Below are 15,864 nucleotides of genomic sequence, written 5' to 3' on the forward strand. Positions count from 1 at the left end.
AGACCTGGTAGGAGGCAGGCCCGGTCCTACTGCCGGGCGGGCCGGTCAGATCAGGCGGTCGTGGTGCTGAGCTGCAGTCTCGTGGACGCGCTGGGCGAAGCGGTCGCGGCTGCGTCGCTGGTGTTCCTCGGCCTGTTCGTCGTCCCAGTCCTCGGCGCGGCCGAGGTCTTCGTCCGTGTCGAGGCTGGCGTGCTCGCTGTGGAGGAGCCAGCAGCCGTGGATGCCGGCGAGGAGGTCTTCGAGGAGGTCGCGGGCGGGGCGCTTGGGGTCGAGCGGGGTCAGGCGCAGCTCGATGTCCTCGAGGTCGGGTTCGTCCTCGTCGGTGTAGTCGCCGAGGGTCTCTTCGAGGTCGTGGAGCTGTTCGCGCAGGGCGGTGGGGTCGGGGAGCACGCCGTCGGTGATGTGCATGGCGTGGCGGACGAGGCCGGTGACGGCCTGGTGCGGGGTGGCGCCGTCGGCGATGAGGCCGAGGACGAGGGTGGGGGTTTTGTGGGGGAGAGCCTCGATGTTGTCGGCTTCGAGGACAACTTGGGTGGGGTGTTCGCCGGAGACTTCGGCGGCGACCTCGGCCGCGGCGGCGAGGCAGTGGGCTGCGGCGACGGCAGTGGCGGTGGGGTCGACGGCCAGGAAGAGTTCGGCGGGGCCGAAGGGGTCCTGCTGCAGGAGGTGGTCGGCGGCGGCGACCTGGACGGGGGAGGCGTCCTCGCGGCTGAGGAGGACGGCCTGTTGGGCGCGGCCGGTGAGGTTGCCGAGCTCTGCGCTCTCCACAGCGGCGAGCTCGGTGGCGCTCTCGGTGAGGACGGCCTTGGTGAGGTCGGAGTCGTCGAGGTCGTGCAGGGCACGCCCGATCCGGTTGGCGGATTCGGTGAGGTGGCTGTAGGAGACGACCATCGCGCCGCCGCTCGGGAGATTCGGTCCGGTGATCGCACCGGCGACCTCGGCGAAGGCCTTGCGCTCCTCCTCGCGGCGCCGGCCCTCGGAGTTGGGCTCCAGCGACGGGGCGGCGCTCGCGGGGCGGGTGTAGGTGCGCCACGCAGCGTCCGACAGCTGGCTGAGGGTACGGGCCAGGCCCAGCAGCGTGGACGTGCCTGCGCCGTCGGGGAGGGCCGCGATGCGGGTAGCGAGGTCGCCCTCGCCGGTTCCCCAGGAGGCGATCAACTCACGTCGGTGAAGGTCGACGCTGTAGCGCGTCCTGGGCTGCACCTCCGATGGTATTGCTGTGCACCGTATGGTCGTTCGCCATTCTGACGCACTGGCAGGCGACCGGGGCGTCGCGGCTGGAGGTGCCCTGGGCCCGGTTGACCTGCCGGGTGGGATGGACGTGGTGATTGGGGAAGGGGGGCTGATGTCGGTCGGGCAGGGTCGAGCAAGGGGCGCGGTCCCGAGTTCAGCGCGACCACTTGGGGCCGTCGTGGCCGTCGGCGTGCCGCAGCTCCGCTGGTACAGAGGTGAGAGCCGGCCGGAGGCGTGCGAGGGCGGGATGCCGGTGACGTTGAGTGCCAGCTACACGGCCTGTCGCTGGCGGCACTGACTTTATGCATAAGCCCGCGGACATCTCCGATAGGCGCGTGAAGGACCCGTAGGGACGGGGTCGACGGCGATGTTGAGGTGTCTGTGCTGTCGAGTAATCGCCAGGTTGCGCAGGGTGGCCAGGTCGTGGGTCCGCGGTTGGCGCGGACTGGCCTCGGCGGCGCGACTCGACTGCCTGCCCCGTCCTCACTGGGGCCCTGGCCGCAGGCTGGCAGTGCGCTGAAGGTGGCGCTTGGAAGGCTCGCCAAAGTTGAGTGCCATCTTGTCAAGAAAGCTTTGGTGGCGCTATAACTTTCTCGTCGAGGTGCCCGGGCGGGAGAGCAGGGCTGGGCAGGCCCGGCGCCATGCCGTCCGTGGGCACCCGTGGCCGTTCACGACTGTGAGGAGCTGATCTCCCTTGCTGATGCGTACCAACTCCCTGCGCGACCTCGACCGGCTCCCTCCGCAGCCGGTCGGCACAGTCTCCCAGCCGGCAGGGATGCCGCTGGTCGCCTACCGCGACGGCGAGGTGTTCGTACTGTGCCTGGATCTGCCGGGCATCGACCCGCAGACCGTTGACCTGAACGTGGAGCGCAACGTGCTGACCGTGCGCGCGGAGCGCGCGTCCGGGCTCCCGCAGGGTGCGCAGGTGCTGGCGGACGAGCGGGTACTGGGCCGGTTCTCCCGGCAGGTGCTCCTGAGCGATGCACTGGACACCGACCGGATCGAGGCCGACTACGACCAGGGCGTGCTGAGCGTGCGCGTGCCGATCGGCGAAAAGGCCCGCCCCCGCAAGATCACCATCACGGCCAAGGCCGAACGCGAGGCCATCTCCGCCTGACCCTGGCGGCGCGGCTTGGAGGTTCGTTCCCAGTCCCTGCCGCTGACCGGCCGCCGCCCTGCCGGGTGTCGCTCGCCGACACCGGCGAGCACCCTGGGCGCGAGCGGACCCGTTCGTACGGGCCCGGACCCCCCTTCCGGTCCGGGCCCGTACGGCGGGCCGCCAGCGGGGTGCCGGCGTGGTCCACGGCTGGCCGGCCGGCCGGCCGCCCTTGCCCGGGTGCGGTCGCGTGCGCGGCCTTGGGCGCGCACGGTTGACCCATGGGGATCGTGGTTCTGCTGGAGCTGGTCGAGCCGTTGGACGCGCGCATCCTGGGGGTGGGCGGTGATCCGGTGGACGTCCTGTCGGTGTGCCGGGTCCACGCCGCTCTCTCGGATCCGGATGCCCCCGGTGGCCCGGGGCCTTCGACCGCGTGCGGAATGGACACCGGCGCGATGGTGGTCGAGCGATGGAGCCCGGAACGGCCGGGGCAGGGGTGGCATCCGCCGCGTTGGGCCGGATACGTCTGCCTGACCTGTGATGCCGCTGTCCGCGCCTTCTGATTCAGGAATGCGGCGGGCCGGCTGGGCCTATCGGGCCCGCGGCGGACTGTCATCGTCGTGGGGGGCATCGATGGCGTCGCGCAGGGCGGGCAGGTCCGTGATGGCGGCCTGTTCGGCGAAGCGGGCCAGAAGCCTACGGAGGCCCCGCTCGTCCCGGTCTCGGACTGCTTCGCCTATGGCCGCCGCCAGCGACGCCTGGGTATGGGGGTCGGGGGTGCGCACCTGCCGCGCGGCCTGCGGCCCTTCCACCGCTCGCCTCCCGTTCACTTGTGGTCCTGGCCGCTGGGCGCGGCGTCTTCCGTCCTTGCGCGGCTGCGGCGACCGGTCGCCCCACCCCGTGCGGGGCGAAGACTACCTCCCCAACCGGCACCGAAAAATCTATGCCCGCCGGAGTAGACATTGCCGCGCACCATGGTTAATGTTTCTCTCGTAGACGAGGTCAGCGGTACCCGCCAGACACGAACTGGCGGGCAGCAGTACAGAAGTTCGCAGGTAGGAACGGTTGCAGGGTCCTGAAGCCAGGGATGGTGCAGTAAGGCGACATGACCGGTGACCGGGCCGGGCGCCCGCAGGTATCAGGGGCCGCCGCCCAGCGGTACCGCAGTTCAGCAGGAGCAGTACCCGTAGGTGAGAAGGACGCAGGACGCGCCGAGCAGGTGGGCGTGAAGTAGTGACGCAACAGCGGCGCGGTAGCGGAGTCCCGGAGCTACGGCAGGTGCAGGACGGCGACGGGACTGGCGGCCGGGCCAGGTGGCCCGCAGGCATCAGGGGTCGCCACCGAGCGGTACCGCAGTTCGGTAAGCGCAGTACCAGCAGTGTGAAGTCGAGTTGGGCAGTACCAGCAGTCGAAGTACGCGGTATCCCGGTGAAGGCGCCCAGACTGCGGGCGCGCGCGCTGGGAGTCCGGCAGTGGGGTTCCAAGCCGAGTGCTTAGCAGGACGGGCGACGGGGCTGGCTGCCGGACCCGGTGGACCGCAAGGACCGCCACAGCAGCACCGAGTGGTTGGCACTACCACGCAGTTCGAAGTACAAGCAGTTCCGCAGTACCAAGCAGTTCGCAGTACCAGGCCAGTACAGAGGATGAATGGAGGGGACAAAGCGCCATCAGGATCGCCCGGCCCGTGAGGAAGTCGCCCGGGCGGAATCCGAGGACCCCAAGGCAAGGACGGTGGTTTCCGGTCACGCATACGCGATCCCCGCACACCCCCTCCCCCGGGGCAGTGCGGATACAAGGAAGCCGGCCACAAGGCCGGCAGATGGTGTAAAACCCTTCGGGGCCCCGGGAGCCGAAATGGCCCCGGGGCCCCTCAGCGCGTCCCCGGACACAACAACAAGAAGAGGTGCAGTGACCACGGCAACCATTCGACCGCATACCCCCGACTCCCTCGACGACGACGACTACCCCGCCTACACCATGGGCCGCGCCGCCGAGATGACCGGCACCACCCCCGGCTTCCTGCGAGCCCTCGGCGAACACCGCCTCATCACCCCCCTACGCTCCGACGGCGGCCACCGCCGCTACTCCCGCTACCAACTACGCATCGCCATGCGCGCCCGCGACCTCGTCGACCAGGGCACCCCCATCGAAGCCGCCTGCCGCATCGTCATCCTCGAAGACCAACTCGAAGAAGCCCTGCGCATCAACGAAGAGCTCCGCCGTTCCCCGCGCGGCCAGGAGTCCGCCGCCGACACCTGACCCGCCTGCCAGGCTGACGAGACCGGTCCGCGGTGAGCGACGGGCGCTCACCGCAGGCCGCCCCGGGGCGCGACTACCCCTCAGTCCCCGATCGCCGGCCGACCGTTCTCCAACGGCCAGGCTGCCGGGCCCCCTGTCTCACTGGCGCGGACCGGTTCCAGGCCACCCGGTATGACGGCACGCCGCCCGTTGAAGTGCACGCCAGGGGTTCATCCACCACCGTTCTGCCCGGGTCATGACGCGTGCCCCGCAGCGTGGGCCCCGGCCTGCCCGAGACCGGGGCTGCGAGGAGTACTTCGGTGGCGGTCCCCGCGGAGTCCGACTCCTTGCCCTCGCCATCCGCCTGCGACCGGGGACCGGCGCCCTGGTGTTCGACGCGACGGGCGACCGGGACCAGGACGGCGGCCGAAATGCTGAACGCCGTCGTGGACAGCGCCCTGGGCACGCGACTGCCGGCGCGTCGGCGCCGGCAGAGCCGGCCTAGAAGCTGAGCAGGCCGATGGCGTGGCCGTCGGGGTCGACCACCGGCCACGTGTCCAGGCCGCGGGCGCGCATGGCGGCGGCTGCGGTGTCGGCGGGCATGTCGGCGGTGGCGAACGGGGCCTGGACGAGGACGATGTCGCGCACGGGGGTGCGCTCGGTGGCCCGGGTGCGGGTCTGGAACGGGGCGAGGTGCATGCGGGTCAGCAGACCCGCGCAGCGGCCGTCGTCGTCGCGGACCAGGAGGTGGTCGGCGCCGGAGCTGTGCAGGATGTCGATCGCCATGTCGACCATGACGTCGTCGCTGATCTGCAGCTCGGGGTGTCTCATGAGGTCGCCGACCGTGGCGGTGGTCGCGGGGTGTTCGAGGGTGAGGGTCATGGGCGGACTCCTTGGTGTCGGTTCCGCCGGGGCCGGCGATGGTCGGGGCCTCGGCGGTGGGATGGCCGGCGGGGTCCGCCGGACCGAGCCGGGACTCGTGTTTCGCGCTGGTGAGTCGTGGGGGGGTTTGGCGCGGGGGGGGGGTAAGGACCACACCGGGGTTGTGTTTTTGTGGGGGGGGGGTGGGGTGGCGTGGGTCGGGGTGGGTGCCCAAGGCCCACACCTGCCTACTAGGCGGCGAGGGCGACGCGCCTCGGTGCCCGGCGGCGGCCGGAGGAGCCCTGGTTGTCGCGGCCCGCGACGGTCGCGCGGGTGTCACCGGTCGCGCGGGCGGGGCGTCCTCGACGGTTGCGGCTGGTGGAGGTGCTGCGGCGGGGGCGTTCGACGACGGGGGCGGCGATCACGGTGGGGATGCCGGTGGGCACGCGGGCGCCGGTGATGCGGGCGAGGTCCTCGTCTCCGGCGCTGACCCTGGTGGTGGCGGGGGTGATGGCGGCCGTGGTCATCATGCGGGCCATCTGGCGGCGCTGGTTGGGCAGGACGAGGGTGACGACGGTGCCGGACTCGCCGGCCCGGGCGGTGCGGCCGCCGCGGTGGAGGTAGTCCTTGTGGTCGCTCGGCGGGTCGAGGTTGACGACGAGGTCGAGGCCGTCGACGTGGATGCCGCGGGCGGCGACGTTGGTGGCGATCAGTGCCGTGACCTGGCCGGTGCGGAACTGCTCCAGGGTGCGGGTGCGTTGCGGCTGGGACTTGCCGCCGTGCAGGGCGGCGGCCTTCACGCCGTTGGCGAGCAGGTCGTCCACCAGGCGGTCGGCGCCGTGCTTGGTGTCGGTGAACATGATCACCCGGCCGTCGCGGGAGGCGATGTGGGCGATCGTGGCGTTCTTGTCGTAGTTCTGCACGTGCAGCACGTGGTGTTCCATGGTGGTGACCGCCGCCGCGGACGGGTCCACCGAGTGGGTGACCGGGTCCTTGAGGAAGTTCCGCACGAGGCGGTCGACGTTGCGGTCCAGGGTGGCGGAGAACAGCATCGTCTGGCCGCCTTCGGCGACCTGTTCCAGCAGTTCGGTGACCTGCGGCAGGAAGCCCATGTCGGCCATCTGGTCGGCCTCGTCGAGGACGGTGACGCCGACCCCGTCCAGCCGGCAGTCGCCGCGCTGGATCAGGTCCTTGAGCCGGCCGGGGGTGGCCACCACGACCTCCGCCCCCTGGTTCAGGGCGTGGGCCTGGCGGCCGATCGACATCCCGCCGACCACGGTCACCATCCGCAGCCGCACCGCGTGGGCGAACGGGGTGAGGGCGTCGGTGACCTGCTGGGCGAGCTCGCGGGTGGGGACCAGCACCAGGGCCAGCGGGCGGCGCGGCTCGGCGCGCCGGCCGGCGGTGCGGGCCAGCAGCGCGAGACCGAACGCGATGGTCTTGCCGGAGCCCGTCCGTCCACGTCCGAGGACGTCGCGTCCGGCCAGCGAGTTCGGCAGCGTCGCGGCCTGGATCGGGAACGGCTCGGTGACGCCCTGACGGGTCAGGGTGGAGAGCAGGGCCTTCGGCATGTCCAGTGCGTCGAACGCCTCGACGGCCGGCAGCGCCGGGGTGGTGCTCACCGGCATCGCGAACTCGCCCTGCGGAGAAGAACCCTGGCGGCCGCCACGGCCGCCGGCGGGCCGGTCGCCGTAGAAGGAGCTGCCGCCGGAGCGGGAGGAGGACGAGGAGCGGGAGGAGGACGAGGAGCGGGAGTTGGCGTTCTGGTACGGGGAGCGGCTGGAGCGGTTCATGTGAGACCTTCCTGGGGCGGCACGTCGCGAGGAAGCTCCGCAGCGCGGGGCGCCGGCAGGAGGCCGCAAGGAACGGGCCGAAGTGTGGAGTGCGGGGCGTGGACGGTGGAACCGTGCGGCACGTCACCTTGAGGTCGGCGCTCACCGCGGAGGGCGGGAGCGGAGAACCTCGAACCGCGGGGTGTCACGGCAGGGCGGCGATCCGGACGCGGCGCTGTGCGTCTCGCGTGGGGATGGCAGCCGGTGGCGGAGCCAGGGGGCCGGAATCAGCCGGGGAAGCGCGTCGTGGCGCAATGCCGAGGGGCCCGCACCGGGCATCATGTACGCGGTGCGGGCCCCTCGCTACCAGGCGGGTGCCGTGGCAGAAAAACTACAGCGGACGAATGTTCTCGGCCTGCGGGCCCTTCTGGCCCTGCGTGACGTCGAACTCGACCTTCTGGCCCTCGAGCAGCTCACGGAAGCCGTTGGCGTTGATGTTCGAGTAGTGGGCGAAGACGTCAGCGCCGCCACCGTCCTGCTCGATGAAGCCGAAGCCCTTTTCCGCGTTGAACCACTTCACAGTGCCATTAGCCATAAAGAAATCTCCTTCAAGGGGCTGTCCGAAGCCCGCACAGCGCGCGCTTCGAGTCGCCGCGATGAGCACCCACCCGGGGAAGAGCCGGGAAACAAAAAGGCGCCTGCGAAACATCAGCAGGCGCACACAAAGTTCATGGGAACCACTACTGCAACTAAAGCGACTCTAGCAGGCCCAGGCCCGTCGCGGGTGGATATTTCACCCCCACTTCTCCGGGAGCCTTCCCCCGGGGCCGTCGGCCGCGAGGCGACAGGACCACCAACACACATGGAGAGCGGCCTGGTTGAGCGATCACCCGTACTCCTTCGGCGCCGACCACTCGCCTTCCCCGGGGAAGGCGAGTCGCGCGGGTGCGCAGCGCCTGCCCTGGCCGCGCCAGACCCGTGAAAGCGACGCACCACGCCCACCGGCGCCATCCGGGGGCGCGCTGTACGGCTTGCGCGAAATTCCTGTCGTAGCTCCGAAATTGAGTGCGTCGAGAAGTCCCGCTCCCGCGACTTTCGGCGCATACTGCAGGGAATGACGAAATCTGCAGCAGTCCGCCGTGTCCTGCCCACCAGTCCCTTCAAGGCCCGGATCGAAGCGCCGCGCAAGCACTTCGCCGTCGGCGACCGCGTCACCCACGACACGTACGGCCTCGGCCGGGCCATCGGCGTCGAAGGCGACAGCGACATCGCGGTACTCGTCGACTTCGGATCGCGGCGGGAACGCATCACCCACCCCTACGCCGCGATGTTCAAACTCTGACCCAGGGCGCACGCGGCTCTCCGCCGAGTGTGCCGCGAGTGTGCGGACCCCTGCGGTACGCCCCTGGCTCGCCGCGTCGGCACGCCGTCCAGGGGACACGCACCCCGATCGGGTCGAACGGGAATCCGCAGCTCCGGCCCTGTAGCCTCGCCGGCCATGGCTGGAACAGCATGTGACGAAATGTCAAGGGCGGCTGGCTGCGGGCTGGGCAGGCGATAAACTCTGCGCGTGGATGACAAACATCTGTTTGAGTCCGTCTGTGCAGTGCTCTCCCTCCGAGGGTTCGAGCCGGCGCCGCCCCAGGCGTCCGGGCTCTGCGCCCGGCGGCGTCCGGGGATCGGCCTGGTGCTGGAATGGAGCCCGGGCCAGGACCTGATCGGACCGACCCTCCACGCCTGCCCGCATCCCGCCGACGCCGCCGGGCGCACCGAGTTCCGCGGCATCCGCGGCGCGCTGATGCTGGCCCTGGCGGAGGTCCTCGGCTCCGAGGGCTTCACCGTCACCGCCCTCGGAGCCGACCTGCTCGTCACCGCCGGCCCGTACGATCCGGGCGATGCCCCGACCCTCACGGCTGCTCTCAACTGCCCCGCACCACGACGCAGCCGATCGGCGTGTCAGGTCGCCGCCATGTAGCGCCGTGCCGTGCAGCAGGCGCAAGGCCCGTGGTCGCCGTGGCCGCTGCCCCGACCCGTGGGCGCCGCGGAGGCCGTGTCCTATTCTGGTGGGCATGTCGAACCCTGACGGGCTGCTCGTCGACATCGCCGCGATGGTCGAGTCCGAGCACAGCAATCAGATGTCCCTGACCGTGGTGGTCCCCGGCGCGGTGATCACCGGCAGGCTCGCGCCGGTGACCCTGTGGTTGGATCGGGTGGCGGAGGTCCTCCAGGCCTCGGAGCACCTGAAGCCGTTCGCCGCTCTCTTTGCCCCGCCCGCCGACGGCCCGCCCGCACGGCCCACCCATCTGCATCTCCACCGGGCGAAGATCCTTCAGGGCGACTTCGGGCTGCCCCACACCGGCGGCATGTACCGCATCGCCATCGAGGATGTCAGCAGCTGGACGGTCGGGGACCTCAGCTACTCCGATTCCTGAGGACCACGGCAGGCCGAGCGGCCGCCCGGCTCGACGCCCTACGTCCCCGCTGCAAGGAGTCGCTGAGCCTCGAGTGGGGTGTCGTGACCGCTGGCCAGGGTGTCGGGGTGGAGCCGCTGACGGCCCCGGCCGGAGAGACGAAGGGCACAGCGGGCAGGCGGAAGGCGCCGGCGCCCCGGGCGGTGCCGTCCATCTCCGAGCGGACCATCCCGAGGACGCGCCCGACGGCGTCCAGCCCGGCTGCGCCCTCCAGTCGCCACGTCTTGTGCCGCGCTGCGGTGTTGCCGTCCGGGGCGACGGCCAGAGCGTGCAGCGCGAGGCCGTCCCCGATCCGGCCCCTGCGGCGTGGCCGTGCGGCTGGAGGGAGCTGTGGCCGGGTTGCCGGTCCGGTCAGGTGTCCGCGGCGGGTTCCTGGTGGTGTTGGGTGCGGCGGAGTTGCTCGTTGATGCGCAGGGCTTCTTCGAGTTGGTCTTCGAGGATGACGATGCGGCAGGCGGCTTCGATGGGGGTGCCCTGGTCGACGAGGTCGCGGGCGCGCATGGCGATGCGTAGTTGGTAGCGGGAGTAGCGGCGGTGGCCGCCGTCGGAGCGTAGGGGGGTGATGAGGCGGTGTTCGCCGAGGGCTCGTAGGAAGCCGGGGGTGGTGCCGGTCATTTCGGCGGCGCGGCCCATGGTGTAGGCGGGGTAGTCGTCGTCGTCGAGTTTGTCGGGTGTGTCGGGGCTGGCCGTTGTAGTCACTGCACCTCTCTGGTTCTCGGGGAGAACGCGTCGAGGGGCCCCGGGGCCGTGTCGGCTCCGGGGCCCCGAAGGGGAACAACACCATCTACCGGCCTGGGCCGGTCCTTCTACTTCCGCACTGCCCCGGGGGAGGGGTGTGCGGGGATCGCGAATGCGTGACCGGAAACCACCGTCCTTGCGTTGGGGTCTGCGGTGTCCGCCCGGGCGAGTGTTCACGGGCCGGGCGATCCTGATGGCGCTTGCGCCCTCCGTTCATCCTCTGTACTGAACTGTCACTTTCGTACTGCTGGTACTGCACCTGCTGAACTGCGTCCTGCTGGTCGGTGGCCGTGACGGCCCACCCGGTCCGGCAGCCCGGGCCCGCCGGCCGCCCCGCGTCTGCGGTGGCCTGGAACCCCACTGCCCGGACTCCTCGGCACGCGCGCCCGCAGTCTGGGCGCCTTTGCCGAGGTCCTGCTTGTCTGGCGACTGCCGGGTACTGCACTCACTGAACTGCGCACTGCTCGGTACCGCTGGTGGCGGCCCCTGATGCCTGCGGGCCGCCCGGTCCGGCAGCCAGTCCCGTCGCCGTCCTGCGCCTGCCTGGCTTCGGAACTCCACTGCCGGACCGAACTGCGAACTTCGGTCCAACAACCCCGGCCAGTTCGTGTCTGGCCGGTATCGCCGACTGCTGTCTACGAGAGAAACGTTAGACCCACCCACGAGCAATGTCTACTCCGGCGCGCATAGATTTTGCGGCACCCGTGTGTGAGGTAGTCTTCCGCTGCGCGGCGGCGGCAACCCCCCGAGCCGCCGCCGTGCGCCCGAAGAAACGAGCGACACACCGCATGGAGGCGGCAGTGGAAGAGCTGGTGCCCACAGCACCAGAGACGGCCCGGAACGGACAGGCGGCCCTGATCGAAGCGATCACCGAGGCCGTGCGCAACGGTGACGACCGCCCCGTCCGCCGGCTGCTGGCCCGCTTCGCCGAACAGGCCACCATCGCCGACCTGTACGCCCTGCGCGACGCCCTCGACACCACCCGCCCATCCGGCGACCACGGGCAGAGGTGACTCCTGCCGGAACGCACTCGCGACCCTGCCCGGCCAGGCGTTCAGGTCGACCCCGGGCCTGGCGTCGCGGCTGCTGCGAAATGCGCGCTCGCCCTGGCTGACCGGTGCGAGGGAGCGGGTTCCGCAGGCCAACTGGCTCCGGCACCGTGCCCGTGTCGGCCGGCGCCCGGCACGGCTGGGCCGTTCGCACCTGCCCGAGGTCGATGTCGCGGCGCACCACCGTGGCGCCGGACTCGAACCGGGCGCCCGGCGGGGGCGGTCGGTCTCTCGTCGTCGGTCAGCGCTTGGAGGCCGACGCCGGCCGGATTGAACGGCCCGGCGCCGGCCACCCTGCCATGTTGTGTGGCCGGTGGCCGGCGCCGGTAGTGCCGCCCCGGGTCAGGCCGCGATCGTGAGGTCGGCGCGGCCGAACAGGAGCGCGTAGCCGCGGGGAAGGCCGGCGAGGAGGCGGTCGGTGAGGTGGTCGCCGGCGAGGTCGTTGAGGGCGGCCAGGACGGAGGACGCGTCCCAGCGGGCGCTGGTGAGGCTGGTGTTCAGGGCGCGGGCGACGGCTTCGACGAAGGCGGGCGCTGCGACCGGCTGGGGCAGGGGGATCTGGGCGGCGAAGACAGCGCGGGCCCGGTCGGGGAGGCTGGCGGCGACGTCGCAGCGCTCCTCGCCGGTGAGCTGGGAGCCGAGGACGGCCAGGACAGCGTGCAGGACGCGTTCGGCCTCCTCGTCGGAGGTGTAGCGGCCGAGGGTACGGACCTGCTGGAGAAGGAGACGGTACCGGGTCATGGCGGTGGTGGCCTTCCAGGGGTGGGCCGCCGCTGGCGGTACGGCGGCGCGAAGGTAGGGGTCAGGGCCGGTGGCCGGGCTGGGGGCGGCCGAACAGGAGGTCGTAGCCGGGCGGCAGCTGGAGCAGGACACGCTCGATGAGGTCGTCGCCGGCCGCGTCGGCCACGGTGCTGAGGACGGCGCCGATGTCCCACAGGGCGGTGGTCTCGGTGGCGCCCTCGATCCAGGCCGCCGTCGCGCGCACGAACCTCTCCGGGCTGAGCGGCTCGACCGCCCGCAGCGGGCTGAGCAGGACCAGGGCCGTGGTCTCCGGCAGGCGGGCGGCCAGTTCGGCGCGCACACCGCCCGCCAGGTGGGCGCCGAGCAGGGCCAGAACGACACGCGCCGCCCGCTCGGCCTCCTGGGGTGTGTCGTACTCACCGCGTTCCCGGATCTCCTCCAGGAACGCCTCCCATCGAAGAGTCACCACAGTTCTCCCTCTGTCCCAAAGACGGGCGCGAACGCCGTCGGCGCCCGGTCAGGGCTCGACGATCAGGCGCCCGTTCAGACCGGTGAGCTTGAGCAGCCGGACCACGCAGCGGCCGGCGCCGCGAAGGGCCAGGCGCCCGCCGCACCGGTCGGCCTGGTTGTGGGCCTGGACCAGGACGCCCAGGCCCGCGCAATCCATGAACGTCACCTCCGACAGGTCGAGGACCACCTCCCGATGTGACTTGAGCGCGGCGGTCAGGGCACGGCGCAGCGAGGGGGCGGTGCCGAGGTCGATCTCGCCGTCCGCCCGGACCACGAAGGGGTCGTGCCCTTGGTCGTGCATGGTGTCTCTAGCTGTCGGCCCGGGACGCCGTGGTGTGCAGGGGCCGCTGGGCCGGGCGGGTCGTGGCTGGGTGGGGTGGCCGTCCCGCAGGGCCCGGGGGATTGGCGGTGCGGGACGGCGGTCCGGGGGCCGGTCAGGCCTGGATCTGCTTGCGGCTTCCGCTATGGCTGATCTCGATCTTGCGGGGCTTGGCCTTCTCGGCGACAGGGATCTTCAAGGTCAGTACGCCGGCGTCGTAGTCGGCGCTGATCCCCGCGGGGTCGAGGGTGTCGGAGAGCATGACCTGGCGGGAGAACACGCCGAGCGGTCGCTCGGACAGCTCCCACTTCACATTGTCGCCCTCGTGGCGGGGGCGGCGTTCAGCCTTGACCGTCAGCATGTTCCGTTCGACGTCGATGTCGATCGCCTGCGGGTCCACCCCGGGCAGGTCGAAGCAGATCACGTACTCGTCGCCGACACGGCAGGCGTCCAGCGGCATCGGGGCCGGCCGGGACCAGGTGCCGTTCGTGCCCAGGAACTGCTGGGTCAGACGGTCCAGCTCGCGGAACGGGTCAGTGCGCATCAGCATCGCGAAACACCTCCACTGATCGATGGGAGCCAGTGCGCTTCACCTGAATCTGTTCTAGCATGTCATCCATCCGATGACAAGCAGCGAAGTCGCCAAAGGAGTGACACCTATGGGAAAGCGGCACGACCCGCCCGCCACCGGCGGCAGCCCACCCACAGGACCGGCGTCCTTCCTCGCCGCCGCCGCCGCGGCGCTCGCCGCCATCGCCGACGCCGTCCGCACCGCCCAGAACACCAGCCCGGCCACCCGGCCCGGCGCCGGTGCACCGGACGAGGGACCGAGGCCGGCCCTGGCCGCGCTGGTGCTGCTGCGCGAACTGCGCACCGAGCTCGCCGGCTGGGAGGCGGGCCTGGTGGAGAGCGCCCGCGCCGGCGGCGCCACATGGGCCGACCTCGCCCGGCCCATGGGCGTCGCCAGCCGTCAGGCCGCCGAGAACCGCTACCTGCGCCTGCGCCCCGCCGACAGCGGCTCCACCGACGCGGAGACCGGAGCGGAGCGCGTCAAAGCCGTACGCGACCGCCGGGCCGCCGACCGCGCTGTCACCGCCTGGGCCCGCGACAACGCAGCCGACCTGCGCGTCCTCGCCGCCCAGATCACTGCCGCGCCCGGCCTCATACCCCGGGCCCGCCCAGCGCTGACCGAGCTCATAACCGCCCTCGGCGCCCCCGACCCGGCCGACCTGATAGCGCCCCTCGCCGACATGCGACCCCACCTCGCCGCCGCCCACCCGGACCTCGCTGCCCGCCTCGACGACCTCACCAACCGCACCGACCGCCTCCGCCATGACAGCGACCAACGACGAACCTGACCCCCTCATCACCGAAGACCGCTGGCAGCACATCGAAGACCGGCTCGCCGCCATCGAACGCCGCATCCGCGAGCACAGCAGCGACGCCATTGCCACCGTCGACGCCTGCCTGGCCAGACTCGACGCCCTCCGCCACGACCTGGCCCACGGGTCCCGGCTCCCGCAGGCCTTCCCCACGCCCGCGGACCCTCCGGCCATCCCGCCGCAACCGGCGCGAGCCCGCACCGAGAGCCCGCCCACAACGGCCGGCCACCGGCACGCACCAACCGTCCCCGGACTCACCGCGACACGCCTCGGAGGCCGCCAGGCAGCGGTCCGGGTGCCCGCATGACAGGGAAGGTATGGAGAGCTGCCATCCCAGATGGCCCAGGCGATACACCGTGATTGGACGTTACGGTCGAGCGGAACCGCGCCGACTTCGTCCTTGTCTTACCTGGCTGGACACCCCTGCCCCTGACGTTGGTGAGGCGGCCGGGCTGCGGCGGAGGACTCCGCGTGCGCGTCCCACACTGCCCCGGACGTGCGCTGTCGCGGCGCGGGAGGCGGGCAGGTCACGCGGCATTCGCCAGCTCGGGCAGCCAGCCCGGCAGCCATCCCCGCCCGGCTCAGACCCGGGTCCTGCGAGCGCACCAGTCGGTGCAGTAGCGGCGGGCGCGGCCGGTGGAGGCCGGCGGCATCGCCTGGGCGCAGCCCGGGCAATGGCCCGGCGGAACCGGAGCGGCCAGGTGTTGATGAGAATCCGCGATTTCCCCCAGACCTGCTCGACCCGTCCGACGATCAACGAAGCGGGGAGGCCGGGTGAGTAGGCCGTTTCCGACGCCGTCAACGGCAGGGCGGGTACCGTGCGCGTCGGCCCGCGGCGGTGCGTTCAGGGCTCGGGATAGCCGGGGCCCGGCGTGGCCTCGACCAGGGCGGCGTTCAGCGTTGCCAGCGCGGCGATCACCGCGTTGACCTGCCCACCGGGCAGCCCAGGGAGCAGCTGGCGCAGTGTCGATTCGGCGTCCCGGTTCCTGGCTTTCTGCCGTGTCGCCGCGCGCTGGGATGCCTCCTGCGTCCTTACAGCCCTCGTCGGTGATCAGCTCACGACGGCTTCCTCACCTACCTCCTACTCCCCCCGCGGCTACGCGCTTCTGTCGCCGCCGTCTGGCCCTTGCCGGCCAGGACGGCCGCTGATCCGTCCCGCGCGCATGAACGGACGAATATCGGTAAAAAGGGGTGAAGAAGGGGCGGTGCGGCTGCGGCGCCCGGCGGACGACTGGAGGACCTGATGAGCGACCTGTCGAACAAGGCGCGGGAACTGGGTGGCAAGGCGAAGGAGAAGGTCGGTGACCTGACCGGTGACGAGGAACTCAAGGGCGAGGGCCAGGCCGACCAGGTCGATTCGAAGGTCAGGCAGGCCGCGGACGATGTCAAGGACGCCGTACAAGGCGCCGCCGACCGGGTGAAGGGCGCCCTGAAGCGGAACGACTGACCAAGGG

At 71.5% G+C, this 15,864-nt stretch carries 19 protein-coding genes; 10 read left to right on the top strand and 9 right to left on the bottom strand.

Annotated features, from left to right (window positions below; all coding sequences use genetic code 11):
• Positions 1 to 45: 45 nt before the first annotated feature.
• Positions 46 to 1,203 carry a hypothetical protein gene (locus ACFVX9_RS14980; protein WP_387981913.1) on the bottom strand — a complete coding sequence of 386 codons (1,158 nt, stop codon included), beginning with the start codon at positions 1,201 to 1,203 and terminating at the stop codon, positions 46 to 48.
• Between the two features lie 724 nt (positions 1,204 to 1,927).
• Between ACFVX9_RS14980 and ACFVX9_RS14985 the strand changes: the two genes are divergently transcribed.
• The 3 genes from ACFVX9_RS14985 to ACFVX9_RS14995 all read left to right on the top strand — a co-directional run bounded on the left by ACFVX9_RS14985 (position 1,928) and on the right by ACFVX9_RS14995 (position 4,588).
• On the top strand, positions 1,928 to 2,350 hold the full coding sequence (locus ACFVX9_RS14985) for an Hsp20/alpha crystallin family protein (protein WP_371519643.1): 423 nt from the start codon (positions 1,928 to 1,930) through the stop codon (positions 2,348 to 2,350).
• Between the two features lie 260 nt (positions 2,351 to 2,610).
• Positions 2,611 to 2,892 carry a hypothetical protein gene (locus ACFVX9_RS14990; RefSeq protein WP_371519646.1) on the top strand — a complete coding sequence of 94 codons (282 nt, stop codon included), beginning with the start codon at positions 2,611 to 2,613 and terminating at the stop codon, positions 2,890 to 2,892.
• Between the two features lie 1,414 nt (positions 2,893 to 4,306).
• Entirely contained in the window at positions 4,307 to 4,588 is a 282-nt protein-coding gene (locus ACFVX9_RS14995) for a MerR family transcriptional regulator (RefSeq protein WP_359913448.1), read from the top strand.
• Positions 4,589 to 5,068: 480 nt separating this feature from the next.
• Here ACFVX9_RS14995 and ACFVX9_RS15000 read toward each other — a convergent pair whose 3' ends face one another.
• From ACFVX9_RS15000 to ACFVX9_RS15010, 3 genes are all read right to left on the bottom strand, one after another.
• Positions 5,069 to 5,449 carry a CBS domain-containing protein gene (locus ACFVX9_RS15000; protein WP_387981915.1) on the bottom strand — a complete coding sequence of 127 codons (381 nt, stop codon included), beginning with the start codon at positions 5,447 to 5,449 and terminating at the stop codon, positions 5,069 to 5,071.
• A 230-nt stretch (positions 5,450 to 5,679) separates the two neighbouring features.
• Entirely contained in the window at positions 5,680 to 7,221 is a 1,542-nt protein-coding gene (locus ACFVX9_RS15005) for a DEAD/DEAH box helicase (RefSeq protein ID WP_387981917.1), read from the bottom strand.
• A 370-nt stretch (positions 7,222 to 7,591) separates the two neighbouring features.
• A complete protein-coding gene (locus ACFVX9_RS15010; protein ID WP_099897249.1) occupies positions 7,592 to 7,795 on the bottom strand; it encodes a cold-shock protein in 204 nt (67 codons plus the stop codon).
• Between the two features lie 519 nt (positions 7,796 to 8,314).
• On the opposite strand from ACFVX9_RS15010, the gene ACFVX9_RS15015 reads away from it, so the two are divergent.
• From ACFVX9_RS15015 to ACFVX9_RS15025, 3 genes are all read left to right on the top strand, one after another.
• A complete protein-coding gene (locus ACFVX9_RS15015) occupies positions 8,315 to 8,542 on the top strand; it encodes a hypothetical protein (RefSeq protein ID WP_371519656.1) in 228 nt (75 codons plus the stop codon).
• Between the two features lie 345 nt (positions 8,543 to 8,887).
• A complete protein-coding gene (locus ACFVX9_RS15020; protein ID WP_387981919.1) occupies positions 8,888 to 9,175 on the top strand; it encodes a hypothetical protein in 288 nt (95 codons plus the stop codon).
• A 94-nt stretch (positions 9,176 to 9,269) separates the two neighbouring features.
• Positions 9,270 to 9,632 (top strand): hypothetical protein, encoded by a 363-nt coding sequence (locus tag ACFVX9_RS15025; RefSeq protein ID WP_359913424.1) that lies wholly within the window; start codon positions 9,270 to 9,272, stop codon positions 9,630 to 9,632.
• Positions 9,633 to 10,022: 390 nt separating this feature from the next.
• Here ACFVX9_RS15025 and ACFVX9_RS15030 read toward each other — a convergent pair whose 3' ends face one another.
• A complete protein-coding gene (locus tag ACFVX9_RS15030) occupies positions 10,023 to 10,304 on the bottom strand; it encodes a MerR family transcriptional regulator (RefSeq protein WP_371522889.1) in 282 nt (93 codons plus the stop codon).
• 917 nt (positions 10,305 to 11,221) lie between these two features.
• On the opposite strand from ACFVX9_RS15030, the gene ACFVX9_RS15035 reads away from it, so the two are divergent.
• Positions 11,222 to 11,422 (top strand): hypothetical protein, encoded by a 201-nt coding sequence (locus ACFVX9_RS15035; RefSeq protein WP_371519662.1) that lies wholly within the window; start codon positions 11,222 to 11,224, stop codon positions 11,420 to 11,422.
• Positions 11,423 to 11,800: 378 nt separating this feature from the next.
• Here the strand turns inward: ACFVX9_RS15035 and ACFVX9_RS15040 are convergent, their stop codons facing one another.
• From ACFVX9_RS15040 to ACFVX9_RS15055, 4 genes are all read right to left on the bottom strand, one after another.
• The gene (locus ACFVX9_RS15040) at positions 11,801 to 12,199 is read right to left on the bottom strand and encodes a DUF2267 domain-containing protein (RefSeq protein WP_359913418.1); all 399 of its coding nucleotides are present in this window, start codon (positions 12,197 to 12,199) and stop codon (positions 11,801 to 11,803) included.
• Positions 12,200 to 12,260: 61 nt separating this feature from the next.
• Entirely contained in the window at positions 12,261 to 12,665 is a 405-nt protein-coding gene (locus ACFVX9_RS15045) for a DUF2267 domain-containing protein (protein ID WP_387981922.1), read from the bottom strand.
• 51 nt (positions 12,666 to 12,716) lie between these two features.
• Complete coding sequence (locus ACFVX9_RS15050) at positions 12,717 to 13,010, bottom strand: STAS domain-containing protein (RefSeq protein WP_371519665.1); 294 nt, start codon at positions 13,008 to 13,010, stop codon at positions 12,717 to 12,719.
• Positions 13,011 to 13,143: 133 nt separating this feature from the next.
• Positions 13,144 to 13,578 (bottom strand): Hsp20/alpha crystallin family protein, encoded by a 435-nt coding sequence (locus ACFVX9_RS15055; protein ID WP_359913409.1) that lies wholly within the window; start codon positions 13,576 to 13,578, stop codon positions 13,144 to 13,146.
• Between the two features lie 109 nt (positions 13,579 to 13,687).
• On the opposite strand from ACFVX9_RS15055, the gene ACFVX9_RS15060 reads away from it, so the two are divergent.
• The 3 genes from ACFVX9_RS15060 (at position 13,688) to ACFVX9_RS15070 (ending at position 15,857) form a co-directional block, all read left to right on the top strand.
• Positions 13,688 to 14,386, top strand: coding sequence for a hypothetical protein (locus ACFVX9_RS15060; protein ID WP_387981924.1), 699 nt, complete (start codon positions 13,688 to 13,690; stop codon positions 14,384 to 14,386).
• Entirely contained in the window at positions 14,361 to 14,717 is a 357-nt protein-coding gene (locus ACFVX9_RS15065; protein ID WP_371519671.1) for a hypothetical protein, read from the top strand. Before ACFVX9_RS15060 ends, ACFVX9_RS15065 begins: the two co-directional genes overlap by 26 nt.
• Before the next feature lie 936 nt (positions 14,718 to 15,653).
• On the top strand, positions 15,654 to 15,857 hold the full coding sequence (locus ACFVX9_RS15070) for a CsbD family protein (protein ID WP_380541191.1): 204 nt from the start codon (positions 15,654 to 15,656) through the stop codon (positions 15,855 to 15,857).
• The last annotated feature ends 7 nt before the right edge of the window (positions 15,858 to 15,864 follow it).

Origin of the sequence: Kitasatospora sp. NPDC058243, from assembly GCF_042882025.1 — a bacterium.
Taxonomy (GTDB): domain Bacteria; phylum Actinomycetota; class Actinomycetes; order Streptomycetales; family Streptomycetaceae; genus Kitasatospora.

Bases quoted from the DNA above. Each gene is read 5' to 3' on its own strand.
- ACFVX9_RS14990 (WP_371519646.1), top strand. From the start codon at position 2,611: ATGGGGATCGTGGTTCTGCTGGAGCTGGTCGAGCCGTTGGACGCGCGC.
- ACFVX9_RS14995 (WP_359913448.1), top strand. From the start codon at position 4,307: ATGGGCCGCGCCGCCGAGATGACCGGCACCACCCCCGGCTTCCTGCGA.
- ACFVX9_RS15000 (WP_387981915.1), bottom strand. From the start codon at position 5,449: ATGACCCTCACCCTCGAACACCCCGCGACCACCGCCACGGTCGGCGAC.
- ACFVX9_RS15005 (WP_387981917.1), bottom strand. From the start codon at position 7,221: ATGAACCGCTCCAGCCGCTCCCCGTACCAGAACGCCAACTCCCGCTCC.
- ACFVX9_RS15010 (WP_099897249.1), bottom strand. From the start codon at position 7,795: ATGGCTAATGGCACTGTGAAGTGGTTCAACGCGGAAAAGGGCTTCGGC.
- ACFVX9_RS15015 (WP_371519656.1), top strand. From the start codon at position 8,315: ATGACGAAATCTGCAGCAGTCCGCCGTGTCCTGCCCACCAGTCCCTTC.
- ACFVX9_RS15025 (WP_359913424.1), top strand. From the start codon at position 9,270: ATGTCGAACCCTGACGGGCTGCTCGTCGACATCGCCGCGATGGTCGAG.
- ACFVX9_RS15030 (WP_371522889.1), bottom strand. From the start codon at position 10,304: ATGGGCCGCGCCGCCGAAATGACCGGCACCACCCCCGGCTTCCTACGA.
- ACFVX9_RS15040 (WP_359913418.1), bottom strand. From the start codon at position 12,199: ATGACCCGGTACCGTCTCCTTCTCCAGCAGGTCCGTACCCTCGGCCGC.
- ACFVX9_RS15050 (WP_371519665.1), bottom strand. From the start codon at position 13,010: ATGCACGACCAAGGGCACGACCCCTTCGTGGTCCGGGCGGACGGCGAG.
- ACFVX9_RS15055 (WP_359913409.1), bottom strand. From the start codon at position 13,578: ATGCTGATGCGCACTGACCCGTTCCGCGAGCTGGACCGTCTGACCCAG.
- ACFVX9_RS15060 (WP_387981924.1), top strand. From the start codon at position 13,688: ATGGGAAAGCGGCACGACCCGCCCGCCACCGGCGGCAGCCCACCCACA.
- ACFVX9_RS15065 (WP_371519671.1), top strand. From the start codon at position 14,361: ATGACAGCGACCAACGACGAACCTGACCCCCTCATCACCGAAGACCGC.
- ACFVX9_RS15070 (WP_380541191.1), top strand. From the start codon at position 15,654: ATGAGCGACCTGTCGAACAAGGCGCGGGAACTGGGTGGCAAGGCGAAG.